Here is a 15,587-nt window from a genome sequence, read left to right on the forward strand (position 1 = left end):
TTGGTTCCGGGTGGGACTTCTGCCGTGATAGGCTTCAACGCCGAAAGAGAATGCGGGACCGGTCGTGCTGCGAAAACTCTCCACCTACCGACAGAAGCGCGATTTCGAGAAGACACCGGAGCCGTCGGGCAAGACCGCGGTGGCGCCTTCGGCGCAGCGGCGCTTCGTGATCCAGAAGCACGATGCGACGCGGCTGCACTATGATCTGCGGCTCGAGTTCGACGGCGTGTTCAAGTCGTGGGCGGTCACCAAGGGACCCTCGCTCGATCCGCATGACAAGCGGCTGGCGGTCGAGGTCGAGGACCATCCGCTCGACTATGGCGATTTCGAAGGCACGATTCCGGAAGGGCAGTATGGCGGCGGCACGGTCATGCTCTGGGACCGCGGCACCTGGGAGTCCGAGGATCCCGAGCGTGGCTTCCAGAAGGGCGACCTCAAGTTCACGCTCCACGGCGACAAGCTGCATGGAAGCTGGGTGCTGGTGCGAATGAGGCATGACCGCACCGGCGGCAAGCGCACCAACTGGCTCCTGATCAAGCATCGCGACGAGTATGCCAGCGAGAGCGACGACATTCTCAGCGAGGACAAGTCAGTGGCCTCCGGCCGCGCGATGGCAGAGATTGCGGATGGCAAGGGTCGCGCGCCAAAACCGTTCATGCTGGCGAAGGGTGCCAAGGTCAAGGCCGATGCGGTCTGGCAGTCCAATCGTGCCGAGGAGCCGAGAGGGCGCACCGTCAGGCCGGCGCCCGGTGCGGCGTTGAAGCGCGGGACGGGCGCAAGGAAGAAAGCGACGACCGCGACAAACGCGAAGAAAGTCTCGGAGATGCCGGACTTCGTCGCGCCGCAGCTCTGCACCGCGATCGAGCGGCCGCCGGCGGCCGACGGCTGGTGCCACGAGATCAAGTTCGACGGCTATCGCGTCCAGCTCCGCGTCGCGGACGGCGAGGCGACGCTGAAGACGCGCAAGGGCCTCGACTGGACCGACAAGTTCGCGGCCATCGCGAAGGAGGCGGGCGAGCTTCCCGACGTCATGATTGACGGCGAGATCGTCGCGCTCGATCACAACGGCGCGCCGAATTTCTCCTCGCTCCAGGCCGCGCTGTCGGACGGCAAGACCGAGGACCTGATCTTCTTTGCCTTCGACCTCCTGTTCGCCGAGGGGCTCGATTGCCGGCGCCTGCCACTCGGCGAGCGCAAGGACCGCCTCAGGCAACTCCTCGAAGCAGGCAAGAAGAAATCGGGCCAAATCCGCTATGTCGAGCATTTCGAGAGCAGCGGCGATGCCGTGCTGCAATCGGCCTGCAAGCTCGAGCTCGAAGGCGTGGTGTCGAAGAAGCTCGATGCGCCCTACCGGTCGGGGCGAACGGAAAGCTGGACCAAGGCCAAATGCCGCGCCGGCCATGAGGTCGTGATCGGCGGCTGGAAGACCACCAACGGAAAATTCCGCTCGCTGATGGCCGGCGTGCACCGCGGCGATCATCTTGCCTTCGTCGGCATGGTCGGCACCGGCTTCGGCGCGGACACGGTCAAGCGCATCATGCCGTCCTTGAAAGCCATGGAGGCCGGGCAAAGCCCCTTCGGCGGCAAGAACGCACCGAATAAGACGCGCGACGTGCACTGGCTGAAGCCGGAGCTCGTCGCCGAGATCGAGTTCGCCGGCTTCACCGCTGACGGCAACATCCGCCAGGCCGCCTTCAAGGGCCTGCGGCAGGACAAGCCGGCCGAGGAGGTCGAGGCGGAAACACCGGCTGATACCGAACTCGCAAAGCCGTCGGTCAGGAAGCGTGCCGTGCCGAAGGCAGGCAAGCGGAAGGATGCCGGCACGGCCGAGGTGATGGGTGTCGTCCTCTCGAAGCCGGACAAGGAGCTGTGGCCGGATGGCCGGGACGGCGCGGGCGTCACAAAGCTCGATCTCGCGCGCTATTTCGAGGCCGTCGGCGCCTGGCTGATCGAGCACATCAAGGGCCGGCCCTGCTCGATCCTGCGCGCGCCTGATGGCATCGGCGGCGAAAAATTCTTCCAGCGCCATGCCATGCAGGGCACGTCGAACCTGCTGGAGCTCGCGAAAGTCTCGGGCGATCGCAAGCCGTACCTGCAGATCGATCGCGTCGAGGGGCTCGCCGCGGTCGCGCAGATCGGCGGCGTCGAGCTGCATCCCTGGAATTGTGCCCCGGACGCCTACGATACGCCGGGCCGGCTGGTGTTCGATCTCGATCCTGCGCCGGACGTCAAATTTGCCGATGTCGTGGACGCCGCCAAGGAGATGCGGCAGCGCCTCACCGACGTCGGCATGGAGAGCTTTTGCAAGACCACCGGCGGCAAGGGCCTGCACGTGGTGGTGCCGCTGCTCCACGGCGCGCGCGACAAGGTGAGTTGGAAGGAGGCCAAGGCGTTCGCGCAAGGCGTTTGCCAGTGGATGGCCGACGACGATCCCGAGCGCTATCTGCTCAACATGTCCAAGAAGCTGCGCAACGGAAAGATCTTCCTGGATTACTTGCGCAACGACCGCCTGTCGACGGCGGTGGCGCCGCTGTCGCCCCGTGCGCGCGATGGCGCGACCGTGTCGATGCCCGTGACATGGGCGCAGGTGAAGGGAGATCTCGATCCGAAGCGGTACACGGTGCGGACGGTGCCGGGCCTGCTGGCGCGCTCGAAGGCGTGGGATGGCTATGACGACGCGGCTTCGTCGATCAAGGCGGCGGCGAAGAAACTCGCGGAGAAGAAGTAGGGTGGGTTAGCGGCTTGTCCGCCGTAGCTCGAAGAGCGAAGGCGGAAGCGTGCCCACCATCTTTCTTATTGCGGCGAAGAGGTGGGCACGGCGCGTTGCGCCTTTGCCCACCCTACGAAGCTACGGCTCCTCGTCCTAGATCCGTCCGAGCAACAGCAGGATCAGCAGGATGACGATGACGAGTCCGAGGCCGCCGCCGCCGTAATAGCCGGTGCCGTAGAACGGGCCGCCGCCGATACCGCTGAAGCCGCCGAGCAGCGCGATGACCAAAATGATCAGAATGATCGTACCGATAGACATGCTAGTCTCCTCCAGCCCTTTGTTGAAAGGGTCGTTTGCACCTGTCCCGTGGTGCGAGGGCAACTTGCCGCAGGTTCTATAGTTCCGACGATGAAACACGGCGAACGGAGCGAACTTGCATGGAACCTTTGCCAGTCCAGGCGGCATGACTATGTGAGGATCAGTCACTATAGGGCAGGGCCATGTCAGCACCGCTTGTCGTCTCCATTCCGCATCGTCTCGGCCGCGAGGAAGCCGTGCGCCGGCTCAAGACCGGGCTCGGCCGCGCCGCAGCCAGCATTCCCGTGATGCAGGTCGAGGAAGAGCGCTGGAACGGCGACAGCATGAATTTTCGCATCCGCGCGCTCGGGCAGATTGCGAGCGGTCAGATCGATGTCGCCGACGACCACGTCAAGGTTGAGGTTGTGTTGCCGTGGCTGTTGCAGCGCTTCGCCGAGATGGCGCAGGCGACCATCCGCAAGCGCGGGCAGCTGCTGCTGACCAAGGACGGGGGCAAGTAGCCGTCAGCTCCGAGCGCGCTGTTGCCTGGGTCTCGCTGTACTGACAGCGCGTGCTTCGATGACCGCAGCGGGAATATCCCGGAAGGCTTGCGCGAGGGGCAATTGAATGCCGGAAAAGCCCGGCCCGGTGTAGCCGGTGACGTCGATCGTCGCGTCAACGTCCTCGAACGCGGGCCATTGCCGGCCCTCTCGCGTGAACGGCGCAAACTGGCGCCCGACCAGGACGATCGCAGCCGTGCGGCCGTGTCGGCGGGTAAAGGCAATGACGTGGTCAGCGTGCGCGCCCCGGACCTGCAGCGGCTGATATTCGCCCTGCGCGAACACATCGGCGAGTTCGTTGCGCAGTTTGAGCAGATGCCGCGTCCAGGCCAGCTTGAGCTGGCCATTCGGCCAGGTCTTGATCAGCCCGCGCCAGTCCGGGGCTTCCAGTGACGTCAGCGTCGTCTGCCGCGCGGCAAAGTCCACCGGGCGGCGGTTGTCGGGATCGACCAGCGACAGGTCCCAGTATTCGGTGCCCTGGTAGAAGTCGGGCACGCCGGGCAGCATCGCCTTGAGCGTGAGCTGGCTCAGCGAATTCAAGGCGCCGAGCAGCGCGACGCGGCGTGCCAGGGTTTGCAGCGCCTCCAGGAACTCGCTGGACTGCGCTGGATCGAGGATCTTCCCGATGAAGCTTTCGACGCCATTCTCATAGGCCTCGTGCGGGTTGAGCCAGCTGGTCTCCTCCTTGCCCTCGCGCGCGGCCTTGAGCGCATAGGCCTGGATGCGCTCGACGAAGCCGGCATCGGCCGTCTCCCCAAGCGACCAGGCGCCGAGCAGGGTCTGGTAGAGCATGTATTCGAACGTCGCTGACGGCGCGCGCAGATTACCGTCGAGTGCGAGGTGCGGCGCGTTCAGCACCTTCCAGCGCGCCACGGCGCTGGTCCATTCGCCGGGAATCTCGCTGAGCGCCGCGATCCGCGCGCGCGCGTCCTCGCCGCGCTTGGTGTCGTGGGTCGCGGTCGCCGTCATCCCTTGCGGCCATTCCTTGGCACGCGCGCGCATGGCCTCGTGGAAGGCGGGTATCGTCAGGCCGTTGCTCGCGGGATCGCCGCCGACCTCGTTCAGGGCGAGCAGCCGGTGGAATTGATAGAACGCGGTGTCCTCCAGCGACTTCGCCATCATCGGTCCCGTGAACTGCTGCACCTTCAGCGCGAAGCGGCGCACCCGCGGGGCGCTGTGCGGGGGACGGCCGGGTTTGAGCAGGTCCATGGTCAGGGCATCGTGCAGGAAGTCGAAGATGCCTTCATCCGCGGCGAACCATTCCGCGCGGGCCCGTTCGATGGTGTCGTCGATCAGTTTGCGGTCGAGCGCGGTCGGGCCGCTATGCGTCAAATAGGTGCGATAGACCGGGAAATGCAGCACGTACAGTTCGAGTGCCTGTCGCAGACTGTCGGCGGAGAAGTCGCGCGTCGAGTAATGCCCGTTGGCGATGCGCGCGAGCAGGCGGGTCAGCACGGTGAATTCGCTGGTCAGCAGCGTCTCCAGCACGCGCCGCTTGGCGTCCTTGACGTAAGGCGCCAGCCGCGGCGGGCGATTGCTGATCTGCCGCCAGGTCTCGTTCAGCGCCTCCAGCCCTTTAGCGTCGACCAGAACCTGGGTGATGACGTTCATCCACTCATAGCCCGTGGTGCCCTGAACGCCGGCGAAATGCGGCAGGCGCTCGTGCTCGCACAGGATCTTTTCGATCACGGTATAGAACGGTTTGGTGTTGCCTTGCGCGTCGCGCACCAGCCGGCGCAGCCGCTGGCAATATTGTGCGGGATCGCGCAGGCCGTCGATGTGATCGAGGCGGATGCCTTGCAGCTTGCCGTCGGCAATGAGCTGCTTCACCAGCCGGTGCGTGGCGGCGAACGTGCTCGCGTCCTCGACGCGCAGGCCCGCAAGCCCGTTGACGTCGAAGAAGCGGCGATAGTTGATGTCGCTGGAGGCAAGCCGCCAGTGCCCGAGCTTGTAGTGCTGGCGCTCCAGCAGATGATGCAGCGCCAGCGTCTGCGCCGGACGATCCTTGGCGGAACGATAGGCGGTGAGGCCGCGTACGATGATGTCGGCGCTGCCTGCGATCTCCCTGAGCTCCGCTTTGAAGCCGGGCGCCTCCCTGCGGTTGGGGCGACGCAGCCCGGTGTAGCGGGCCGCGAGCGCGAGCAGGCGCTTGCCGGCCTCGGTCTCGGCGGCGTCGGCTTCCTTCACGATCACGCGCAGCATTTCGCCATAGCGTTCCGGCGCGATCGGCAGGCGATGCTCGAAATACCAGGCGGAAAAACTGCCTTCATCGGGATCGTAGCGCAGCTCGATGTCGCTGCGCTCCAGCGCCTCGCCATAGGGCGAGCCTAGGATCGGCAGCAGCACGCCGCCGCGGGCGCGGTAGGCCAATTGATCCCAGTCGATGTCGAAGGAAACCGCATGCGGCGAGGCCTGGCCCCATTCCAGCACGTCGAGCCACCAGGGATTGTCGGCAAAGTGCACGCCGACATGGTTCGGCACGAAGTCGATGATGAGGCTGAGGTCGTGCTGCGTGAGGGCGTCGCTCAGCCGAGCAAAGCCGGCCTCGCCGCCGAGCTCGGGATTGAACTGGCTGTGATCGACGGTGTCGTAGCCGTGGGTCGAGCCCTTGCGCGCCTTCATCACCGGCGAAGCGTAGAGATGCGTGATCCCGAGTGCCTTGAGGTAAGGCACGACCGCGGCGGCCTTGTCGAAGTCGAAATCCGCGGTGAGCTGAAGCCGATAGGTCGCTAGAGGAATGGCAGGAGGCATGCTAACCTCCGAGATGCCAGATCACCGACCAGGGTGGGAGCCGATCGCCGCTGACAGAGCCCCAGATCGGCGTGCCCGTCGCGTCGCTGGGACGTGCGATGTCCTTGTCCGAGAGATTGGCGGTCAGGCGCAACCTCGCGCCGTCGCCCATGCGCCAATGCGCGGTGAGCAGGCCGCTATCGGCCGTCTCGGCATCGCCGAACCTCGCACCCTTCAGCCGCGGTGCGATCTCCTTGTGACGGAGCGCGAGCAGCTCCCGCACCAGCGCGAGCCGCGCATCCTGCTCCGGCGTGTGGCCGGTCCAATCGAGCACCGCCGATTGCAGCGTTTCGGGATCGAGCGGATCGGGGACCTCGTCGCCGTATTTCTCGTAGGCCCAGGCATATTCCTGCTTGCGACCCTTGCGCACGGCATCGGCAAGGCCACCCTGGAAATCGCAGAAGAACGGGAAGGGCACCGTGGAGCCCCATTCCTCGCCCTGAAACAGCATCGGTACCATCGGTGCGAGCAGGGTCACCGCGAGCGCGGCTTCGATCTGCCGCGGCGATGCCAGGCTCTCGAGCCGTTCCCCCAATGGGCGATTGCCGATCTGGTCGTGGTTTTGCAGGAAGTTGACGAAGGTTGCCGGCGGCAGCTCGCCGCTCGCCTCGCCGCGCGGCTTCTTGCCCCAGAACTCCGAGATCTCGCCCTGGTAGACGAAGCCTGAGGCGAGCGCGCGCGCAAGATCCATGCGCGGCGTCTGGTAGTCGGCGTAATAGCCGGCGAGCTCGCCGGTCAGCATCACGTGCCAGACGTGGTGATAATCGTCGTTCCACTGTCCGCGATATTTGCCGTTGGGCGGATCCTGCGCGGCATCGAGCAGGCTGGCGCGGTTGTCGCCGTTCTCCAGCACGAGATGGATGTGCCGCCCGGTGGCCTTGGCAAGCTCGCCGGCGGCGACGCTGAGATCCTGCAACATCGACTGCTCGCCCGGGATCGCCATGATGTGATTGGCGGCATCCAGTCGCAGGCCGTCGAAGCGGTAGTCGGTGAGCCAGGACAGCGCGTTCTCGACTGCGAAGGCCCGGACCTGCGGCACGCGATAATCGATCGCGCTGCCCCAGGGCGTATGCGCATCGGTGAAGAAGGCCGGCGCATAGCGGCCGAGATAATTCCCCTCGGGGCCGAAATGATTGTAGACGACGTCGAGGAACACCATCAGGCCGCGCAGATGCGCCTCGTCGATCAGTGTCTTCAGGTCCTCGGGCCGGCCGTAGGCGCTGTCGGGCGCGTACCACAGCACGCCGTCATAGCCCCAGCCGCGGCGGCCGGCGAAATCGGCCAGCGGCATCAATTCCAGCGCGGTGATCCCGGTCGCAACGAGATGATCGAGCTTGTCGATCATGGCGCGGTAGGTGCCCTCGGGCGTGAAGGTGCCGACATGGGCCTCGATCAGCACCGTCTCTTCCCAGGGACGTCCGCGCCAATCGCGCGCGCGCCACGCGAAGGCATCATGATCGACGACTTCGCTCGGGCCAAAAACGTCGTCCGGCTGGAAGGCGGATGCGGGATCGGGCACGTCGATCTCGTCGTCGATCCTGAACTGGTAGGGACTTCCGACGGGCAGGCCGGCAATCTCGGCGACATACCAGCCATCCTGCCGGCGCTGCATCGCGTGCCGCCTGTCGAGCAGGAGATCGACTCGGCGAGCACCGGGCGCCCACAGCCGGAACGACACGCCGTCCTTGGTCGGCCTCGCCCCGAAGGATGGTCTCATAGCGCCCCCGCGAAGGCGAGCACGGAGCGCGGCGGCGCCTTGCTGTCGCTTCCGGGCTGCAGATCAACACTGTTCGGCCTGGCATCAGTGGTGTTCAGGATCTGCTGCCAGCTCTTGTACTCGGCCATTTTGGGCAATTTGAATGCGATCTCTTCAGGGGCGGCGTTCAGTACGATAAAGATCGCGGCGCTCCCCGGTTCCATCGGCCCCATCACATAGGAGAGGAACCGCCCTTCCGGAAATTTCCAGTCGTTCTCCGTCATCTCGTCGCCGGCGGGCGTCAGCCACAGCGCGCCGTAGGAGACGCCGTCCTTGGGGCGGCCGTCGAGCCAGCGATGGCTGCGAAGCTGCGAGAACCGGCGGCGGATCTCCGCGAGCCCGGCGACGAAATCGATCATGTCGTCGCCATCCTTGCCGAGATTGTCCCAGCCGACCCAGCCGACCTCGTTGTCCTGGCAATAGGCGTTGTTGTTGCCGGATTGCGAATTGCCGACCTCGTCGCCGGCCAGGATCAGCGGAACGCCCTGCGCCAGCATCAGGCAGGCCAGCACGTTCTTGCGAAGCTGCCGCCGCAGCCCGAGAATCTCAGGATTGTCGGTCGGACCCTCGACACCGCAATTGTTGCTGTGGTTGTCGCTGGAGCCGTCGCGATTGTCCTCGCCATTGGCCTCGTTGTGCTTCTCATTGTAGCTGAAGAGGTCGGCGAGCGTGAAGCCGTCATGTACGGTGATGTGGTTGATGCTGGCGCGCGGCCGCCGTCCGTCATGGTTGAACAGGTCGGATGACGCCGTCATGCGGCTCGAGATGTCGCCGATCAGGCTGCCTTCGCCGCTCCAGTAGCGGCGCATGGCGCTGCGATACCGATCGTTCCACTCCGACCATTGCGAAGGGAATGCGCCGACCTGGTAACCGCCGAGCCCGAGATCCCAGGGTTCGGCGACGAGCTTCACCGCCGCCAGCACCGGGTCCTGCCGGATCGCCGTCAGGAACGAGCTGCCGCGATCATAGCCGTTCGGACCGCGCGCGAGCGTGGTGGCGAGGTCGAAGCGGAAGCCGTCGACATGGCAGACCTCGACCCAGTAGCGCAGCGAATCCATCACCATCTGGAGCACGCGCGGATGGGTGAGGTTCACCGACGAGCCGCAGCCGGTGAAGTCGTCGTAATAGCGCGGGTTCTCGCGGTTCAGCCAGTAATAGGAGGCATTGTCGATGCCGCGGTAGCACAGGGTCGGACCGAGGTGATTGCCTTCGGCCGTGTGATTGTAGACGACGTCGAGCATCACCTCGATGCCGGCATCGTGCAGCCGCGCGACCGTGGTGCGGAAGGAATCGAGCGCATTGTCCTGGGCGTAGCGCGGTTCGGGCGCGAAGAAGGACAGCGTGTTGTAGCCCCAGTAGTTGGCGAGCTTCTTCTCGACCAGAATGCGGTCGTCGATGAAGCTGTGGATCGGAAGCAGCTCGACGGTGGTGACGCCGAGCGTTTTCAAATGCTGGATCATCGCCGGCGACGACAGGCCGCCATAGGTGCCGCGCAAGTTCGGCGGCACGTCATCGCGCTTCTGCGTCAGGCCCTTGACGTGGGCCTCGTAGATGATGGTGTCTTCCCAGGGGATGTTGGGCCGGATCTCGCGACGGCCCCAGTTGAAGGTCTCGTCGACGACGACGGCCTTGGGCATGCCGCGCGCGTTGTCGCGCCGGTCGAAGGAGAGATCCTCGCGCGGTGAGCCGGTGCGATAGGCGAAATGGGCATCGCTCCAGACCAGCCGCCCGGCGAGCCGCTTGGCGTAGGGGTCGAGCAGCAACTTGTTCGAGTTGAAGCGGTGGCCGTGCTCGGGCTCGTAGGGGCCGTGCACGCGATAGCCGTAGAGCTGGCCCGGCGAGATGTCGTTGAGATAGCCGTGCCAGACGTCCTCGGTCCGCTCGGGCAGCTCGACACGCTCGAGCTCACGCCTTCCTTGCGTGTCGAACAGGCACAGCTCGACTTTCTGCGCATTGGCGGAGAACAGCGCGAAATTGGTGCCGCGTCCGTCCCAGCTTGCGCCGAGGCGTGCGGGCGATCCGGCAGTCAGGCGCATCGGTCAGCTTTCCGGAACGAGGAAGATCGCGGCGAGCGGCGGAACGGTCAGGCGAAGCTCGGGCGCCTTGCCGCCAGCAGCATGAACCTCGCCGATGTTTCCGACATTGGTGCCGCCGTAATGGGCGGAGTCCGAATTGAACACCTCTTTCCACTTGCCGGCAAAGGGCACGGGGACGCGATAGTTGCGATAGACGTTGGGTGAGAAGTTGATGATCACGAGACACCGCGCGTGCTCGTCGAATCCCTTGCGCAGCCAGGCGAACACGTTGCGGTTGGCGTCATCCGTGATCAGCCATTCGAATCCGCCCTGTTCGCAATCCATCTGGTGCAGCGCCGGCACCGCGCGATAGAGCCGGTTGAGGTCGCGGATCAGCGCCTGGATGCCGGAATGGTACTTGTATTCGAGCAGATGCCAGTCGAGCGACTGGTCGTGATTCCATTCGCGGCTTTGCGCGATCTCCGCGCCCATGAACAGCAGCTTCTTGCCGGGATGGCCGAACATGAAGCTGTAATAGGCGCGCAAATTCGCGAAGCGCTGCCATTCGTCGCCGGGCATGCGGCCGAGGATCGAACGTTTGCCGTGCACGACCTCGTCATGCGACAGCGGCAGGATGAAGTTCTCCGAGAATGCGTAGTGCAGGCCGAACAGGATCTCGCCGTGATGATGCTTGCGGTGGATCGGATCCTTGCTGATGTAGTTCAGCGTATCGTGCATCCAGCCCATGTTCCACTTGTAGCCGAAGCCGAGCCCGCCGAATTCGACCGGGCGCGAGACCTGCGGCCACGCGGTGGATTCCTCGGCCGCCGTGGTTGCCTGCGGGAAGCGCGCGAACAATTCGGTGTTGAAGCGGCGCAGGAACGCAATCGCCTCGATGTTCTCGCGGCCGCCATACTGGTTCGGAATCCAGGCGCCCGGCGGGCGGCTGTAGTCGAGATAGAGCATGGAGGCGACCGCATCGACGCGCAGGCCGTCGATCGCGTAACGCTCGAGCCAGAACAGCGCGTTAGACACCAGGAAGTTCGTCACTTCGGTGCGGCCGTAATTGTAGATCAGTGTGCCCCAGTCGAGGTGGCGGCCCTGGAGCGGATTGGCGTGCTCGTAGAGCGAGGTGCCGTCAAAGCTGCCGAGCCCGTGCGGATCGTCGGGGAAATGGCCGGGCACCCAGTCGAGCAGCACGCCGACGCCCTCGCGATGGCAGGCATCGACCAGCGCGGCAAAATCCTCGGGCCCGCCGAAGCGGCTGGTCGGCGCATAGAGGCCGGTCGGCTGATAGCCCCAGGAGCCGTCGAACGGATGCTCGCTGACGGGCAGGAATTCGAGATGGGTAAAGCCCATGTCGCGGGCATAGGCCGGCAGCTGCTCGGCCAGTTCGCGATAGGTGAGCCATTCGTCGCCGTTCTTGCGCCGCCAGGAGCCGAGATGGACCTCGTAGATCGACATCGGCGCCGAGAGCGCGTTGATGCCATCCGGCGCCGGGCGCGGGCGCGCGAGATGTGCCTCGTCGAACACGATGGAAGCCGTCTTCGGCCGCACCTCGCTCGCAAAGGCCATGGGATCGGACTTCAGCGGCAACTGATGTCCGTGCGGCCCGATGATATCGAACTTGTAGTGGTCGCCGCCCTTGGCGTGCGGGATGAACAATTCCCAATAACCGGCACCGCGCACCCGCATCGGATGCCGCCGCGCGTCCCAAAAATTGAAATCGCCGACCACGGACACGCGCCGCGCATTCGGCGCCAGCACGACGAAGCCGATGCCGTCGATGCCTTCGAGCCGCATCGGATGCGCGCCAAGCTTGTCGTAGAGGCGCTGATGGGTGCCTTCGCCGAGCAGATAGAGATCGAAGTCGGTCAGGATCGGCGGGAAGCGATAGGCGTCCTCGAACTCGACGATGTTGTCGCCGAACCTGGCGCGGAGCTGATAGCGCTTCGAGCCGTTCGGCAGGGCGCCGATGAACAGGCCCGAATCGTGGACGCGATCGAGCTTCGCCACCTCGCCATGTTCGCCCACCGCCTCGACATTGGTGGCCTCGGGGAGGAACGCGCGCACCACGCTCTTGCCGCCCTCAGGATGCAATCCGAGATAGTGGAAGGGGTCGGAGTGGCGGCCCTCGATGATCGCGTAGGCCTCGGCTGGCAGTTTAGGCATGGGCTTCGCTCTCATTGGACAGAATGCGAAGCAGTCCGGTCAGCGGCGCACGGAGCCCCTCAGGCCGGTGGGACAGCTCGTACTCTACTTCGTCGAAGGCTTGATCAAGCAGGAAAAACCTTAACAGGCCTTCTGCGGATTGCCGATCTTCCGGCCACAGCCGGCGATCGGTCATGGCTTCGCGGTAAGCGTTAAGGAATGTCGCGGCGGCGCGTTCGCGCCATTCGCCGAGTGCGGTCGCGAGCCGGTCCTGCTCGTCGGATGCGCCCGTCAGCGCGCGGCTGAGTGCTGTGTTAACCGAAAGCTCGATCGAGCGGATCAGGCCGGCGACGTCGCGTGCGGCCGGTGCCTTGCGCCGCTTGTCGGCCAGCGCGAGATGCGGATTGCCGTCGAAGTCGATGATGAAGATATCGTCCTTCACGATCAGAATTTGCCCGAGGCGGAAGTCGCCATGATGACGGATGTTCAACCCGCCGATGTCGGATGGCAAGAGCGCAGTGAGGTGGTCGGGCAGGGTCGCACGCACCGCGACGAGCTGATCGATCAGCGGCCGGTCGGATTCCCGCAGGCCGTCGCGGCTGTCGGCCAGCCGTTCGAAGATCCGCTCGGCCCGTGCCTTGAGCTCGGATGCCCAGCGCTCGACCTGCGCGGGGCCGATCGGCTCCGGCGCGAGATCTTCGGGCCTTGCGGCGGCGAGAGCCACGTGCAGCTCGGCGAGCCGCCGGCCGATCTGCGCCATGAAGTGCAGATAAGGCGCTTGCTCCTGGGTCTCTCGGGGCGCTTCGCTCATCGGCGCCAACCGCTGCTCGTCGATATAGCGGTCGAGATAGCCCGTGGTGACGGCCCAGCCGTCGCCCTGGTTCTCGACATAGGCGTGCAGCACGCCGACCGCGCTGCTTCTATCGCCTTCGACCAGCTCGACGCTGCCGAGCAGCGCCGGCGTATTGGCAAAGTGCGTGACGTCGGTGAGGTAGGAGCCGATCTCGATCTCGGGATTGATGCCGCCTTCGAGCTGGCGATAGATCTTGGCGACGTACTGGTTGTCGACCAGCGCCGTGCTGTTCGACTGCTCGATGGCGCGGATGCGTTCGGGCTCCTTGATGATGTAATCGGCGAACCGGCTGGTCGCCTTGAACTCCAGGCGCAGATTGTTCTCTTCCACCACCAGGTTCTGCGACAGATTGCGCAGGAACAGGCCGATGAAGATCTGCTCGGTCGCGACGTCGAGCAACGTACCCTCGCGCGCGCCCTGACGCACGGCGGCGAGCGCCTTCGGGTTGAAGCGTTCGCGGTCGAAGCGCACCCATTCGATCTGCATCGGCAGCACGTAGCGCGCCGTGGCATCCTGTTGCGCGGTTTCGAAGATCGCGATCCAGGGCCTGTTGTCGCCGATGTCGCAGAACGGCACCGCCGAGGTCAGCGTCGGCTTGATCTGCTTGGGATCTTGCTCGGGATACCAGCGCGTGCGCGACAGGAAGCCTGGCAGCACCTCATGCTCGAACACGCCGCGCTCGCGCGCCAGCGACACCCAGGTCGAATTGACCGGCACCACCAGCGTCTCGAACTCAGGCACCGCGCGTGGAGTCACCGGCTCGGACTTGTTGCGCTCGGTGAGCTGGAACCAGTAGAAGCCGTAAGGCCCCAGCGTGATCATGTAGGGCAACTCGCCGATCGGCGGAAAACGCGTGCGTCCGAGCATCTCCTGCGGAATGCGGTCCTTCCACGGCGACAGGTCGAGCTCGGTCGCCTGGGCTGCGCGCGAGAGGTTGGCGACGCACAGGATCACCTCGTCGTTGTACTGCCGGACATAGGCCAGCACGGCGCGGTTGGCCGGGCGGATGAAGGTCATGGTGCCGCGGCCGAAGGCGAGGGTCGATTTGCGCACCGAGATCAGGCGCTTGGTGGCGCTGAGCAGCGAGGACAGGCTGCGCGACTGCGCCTCCACGTTCACCGACTCGTAGCCGTAGACGGGGTCCATGATCAGCGGCGCATAGAGGCGGGCCGGATCGCAGCGGGAGAAGCCGCCATTGCGATCCGGGCTCCACTGCATCGGCGTGCGCACGCCGTTGCGGTCGCCGAGATAGATGTTGTCGCCCATGCCGATCTCGTCGCCGTAATAGATGATCGGCGTGCCGGGAAAGGACAGCAGCAGCGAGTTCATCAGCTCGATCTTGCGGCGGTCGTTGTCCATCAGCGGCGCGAGGCGCCGGCGGATGCCGACATTGATGCGGGCGCGGGGATCGTTGGCGTAGGTGGTCCAGAGATAGTCGCGCTCGACGTCGGTGACCATCTCCAGCGTCAGCTCGTCATGGTTGCGCAGGAACAGCGCCCATTGGCAGCTCGCAGGAATGTCCGGCGTCTGGCGCAAAATGTCGGTGATCGGAAAGCGGTCTTCCTGCGCGATCGCCATGTAGATGCGCGGCATCAGCGGGAAGTGGTAGGCCATGTGGCACTCGTCGCCGCGGCCGAAATATTCCTGCACGTCCTCCGGCCATTGATTGGCCTCGGCCAGCAGCAGCTTGCCCTTGGAGTAGGAGTCCAGTTCCTGGCGCAGGCGCTTGATGATCGCATGCGTCTCGGGGAGGTTCTCGTTGTTGGTGCCGTCGCGTTCGCAGAGATAGGGAATGGCGTCGAGGCGGAATCCGTCGACGCCGGCATCCAGCCAGCGCTTCATCACCTGGATCAGGGCGCTGACCACGCGCGGATTGTCGAAATTGAGGTCCGGCTGGTGCGAGAAGAAGCGGTGCCAGTAGAACGCCCCGGCCTCGTGGTCCCAGGTCCAGTTCGACTTCTCGGTGTCGGTGAAGATGATCCGCGTGCCCTGGTATTTCTGGTCGGTGTCGCTCCAGACATACCAGTTGCGGGCGCTCGAGCCCGGATGGCTGCGGCGCGCGCGCTTGAACCATTTGTGCTGGTCGGAGGTGTGATTGACGACGAGCTCGGTGATGACGCGCAGGCCGCGCTTCTGCGCTTCCTGGATGAAGCGCTTGAAGTCCTTCATCGTCCCGAAATCGGGATTGACCGAACCGTAGTCGGCGATGTCGTAGCCGTCGTCGCGTCCGGGCGATGGATAGAACGGCAACAGCCACAGCGCGGTGACGCCGAGCTCCTGGAGATAGGGCAGCTTCTCGGTCAGTCCGGCGAAATCGCCGATGCCGTCATGGTTGCTGTCGGCAAACGCCTTGACGTGGAGCTGGTAGATGATGGCGTCCTTGTACCAGAGTTCATCCACGATCTCGGCTGCCTCGGCTTTTTGGGTGTCGACGGAAGACAAAACATTCATGGCG

At 64.9% G+C, this 15,587-nt stretch carries 8 protein-coding genes; 2 read left to right on the forward strand and 6 right to left on the reverse strand.

Annotation, left to right across the window (positions count from 1 at the left end; genetic code table 11):
- Positions 1-64 precede the first annotated feature (64 nt).
- Entirely contained in the window at positions 65-2,728 is a 2,664-nt protein-coding gene (gene ligD / locus QJT78_RS02325; RefSeq protein WP_028147069.1) for a DNA ligase D, read from the forward strand.
- Between the two features lie 135 nt (positions 2,729-2,863).
- On the opposite strand, the gene QJT78_RS02330 is transcribed toward ligD, so the two are convergent.
- Positions 2,864-3,028 (reverse strand): DUF3309 family protein, encoded by a 165-nt coding sequence (locus QJT78_RS02330; RefSeq protein WP_007595743.1) that lies wholly within the window; start codon positions 3,026-3,028, stop codon positions 2,864-2,866.
- A gap of 182 nt (positions 3,029-3,210) precedes the next feature.
- Between QJT78_RS02330 and QJT78_RS02335 the strand changes: the two genes are divergently transcribed.
- Complete coding sequence (locus QJT78_RS02335; protein WP_028147068.1) at positions 3,211-3,528, forward strand: polyhydroxyalkanoic acid system family protein; 318 nt, start codon at positions 3,211-3,213, stop codon at positions 3,526-3,528.
- Between the two features lie 3 nt (positions 3,529-3,531).
- Here QJT78_RS02335 and treY read toward each other — a convergent pair whose 3' ends face one another.
- Genes treY through treS form a run of 5 tightly spaced genes read right to left on the reverse strand, consistent with a single transcriptional unit; the run spans position 3,532 to position 15,583 of the window.
- The gene (gene treY / locus QJT78_RS02340) at positions 3,532-6,318 is read right to left on the reverse strand and encodes a malto-oligosyltrehalose synthase (protein WP_028147067.1); all 2,787 of its coding nucleotides are present in this window, start codon (positions 6,316-6,318) and stop codon (positions 3,532-3,534) included.
- A 1-nt stretch (position 6,319) separates the two neighbouring features.
- On the reverse strand, positions 6,320-8,074 hold the full coding sequence (treZ, locus tag QJT78_RS02345; protein ID WP_028147066.1) for a malto-oligosyltrehalose trehalohydrolase: 1,755 nt from the start codon (positions 8,072-8,074) through the stop codon (positions 6,320-6,322).
- The gene (glgX, locus tag QJT78_RS02350; protein WP_028147065.1) at positions 8,071-10,149 is read right to left on the reverse strand and encodes a glycogen debranching protein GlgX; all 2,079 of its coding nucleotides are present in this window, start codon (positions 10,147-10,149) and stop codon (positions 8,071-8,073) included. Before glgX ends, treZ begins: the two co-directional genes overlap by 4 nt.
- 3 nt (positions 10,150-10,152) lie before the next feature.
- Complete coding sequence (glgB, locus tag QJT78_RS02355; protein WP_028147064.1) at positions 10,153-12,300, reverse strand: 1,4-alpha-glucan branching protein GlgB; 2,148 nt, start codon at positions 12,298-12,300, stop codon at positions 10,153-10,155.
- A complete protein-coding gene (gene treS, locus QJT78_RS02360; RefSeq protein ID WP_028147063.1) occupies positions 12,293-15,583 on the reverse strand; it encodes a maltose alpha-D-glucosyltransferase in 3,291 nt (1,096 codons plus the stop codon). Before treS ends, glgB begins: the two co-directional genes overlap by 8 nt.
- Positions 15,584-15,587 lie beyond the last annotated feature (4 nt).

This window comes from Bradyrhizobium sp. Mp27 (assembly GCF_029953005.1).
Lineage (GTDB): Bacteria > Pseudomonadota > Alphaproteobacteria > Rhizobiales > Xanthobacteraceae > Bradyrhizobium > Bradyrhizobium barranii.

Bases quoted from the DNA above. Each gene is read 5' to 3' on its own strand.
- QJT78_RS02330 (WP_007595743.1), bottom strand. From the start codon at position 3,028: ATGTCTATCGGTACGATCATTCTGATCATTTTGGTCATCGCGCTGCTC.
- QJT78_RS02335 (WP_028147068.1), top strand. From the start codon at position 3,211: ATGTCAGCACCGCTTGTCGTCTCCATTCCGCATCGTCTCGGCCGCGAG.
- treY (WP_028147067.1), bottom strand. From the start codon at position 6,318: ATGCCTCCTGCCATTCCTCTAGCGACCTATCGGCTTCAGCTCACCGCG.
- treZ (WP_028147066.1), bottom strand. From the start codon at position 8,074: ATGAGACCATCCTTCGGGGCGAGGCCGACCAAGGACGGCGTGTCGTTC.
- glgX (WP_028147065.1), bottom strand. From the start codon at position 10,149: ATGCGCCTGACTGCCGGATCGCCCGCACGCCTCGGCGCAAGCTGGGAC.
- glgB (WP_028147064.1), bottom strand. From the start codon at position 12,300: ATGCCTAAACTGCCAGCCGAGGCCTACGCGATCATCGAGGGCCGCCAC.
- treS (WP_028147063.1), bottom strand. From the start codon at position 15,583: ATGAATGTTTTGTCTTCCGTCGACACCCAAAAAGCCGAGGCAGCCGAG.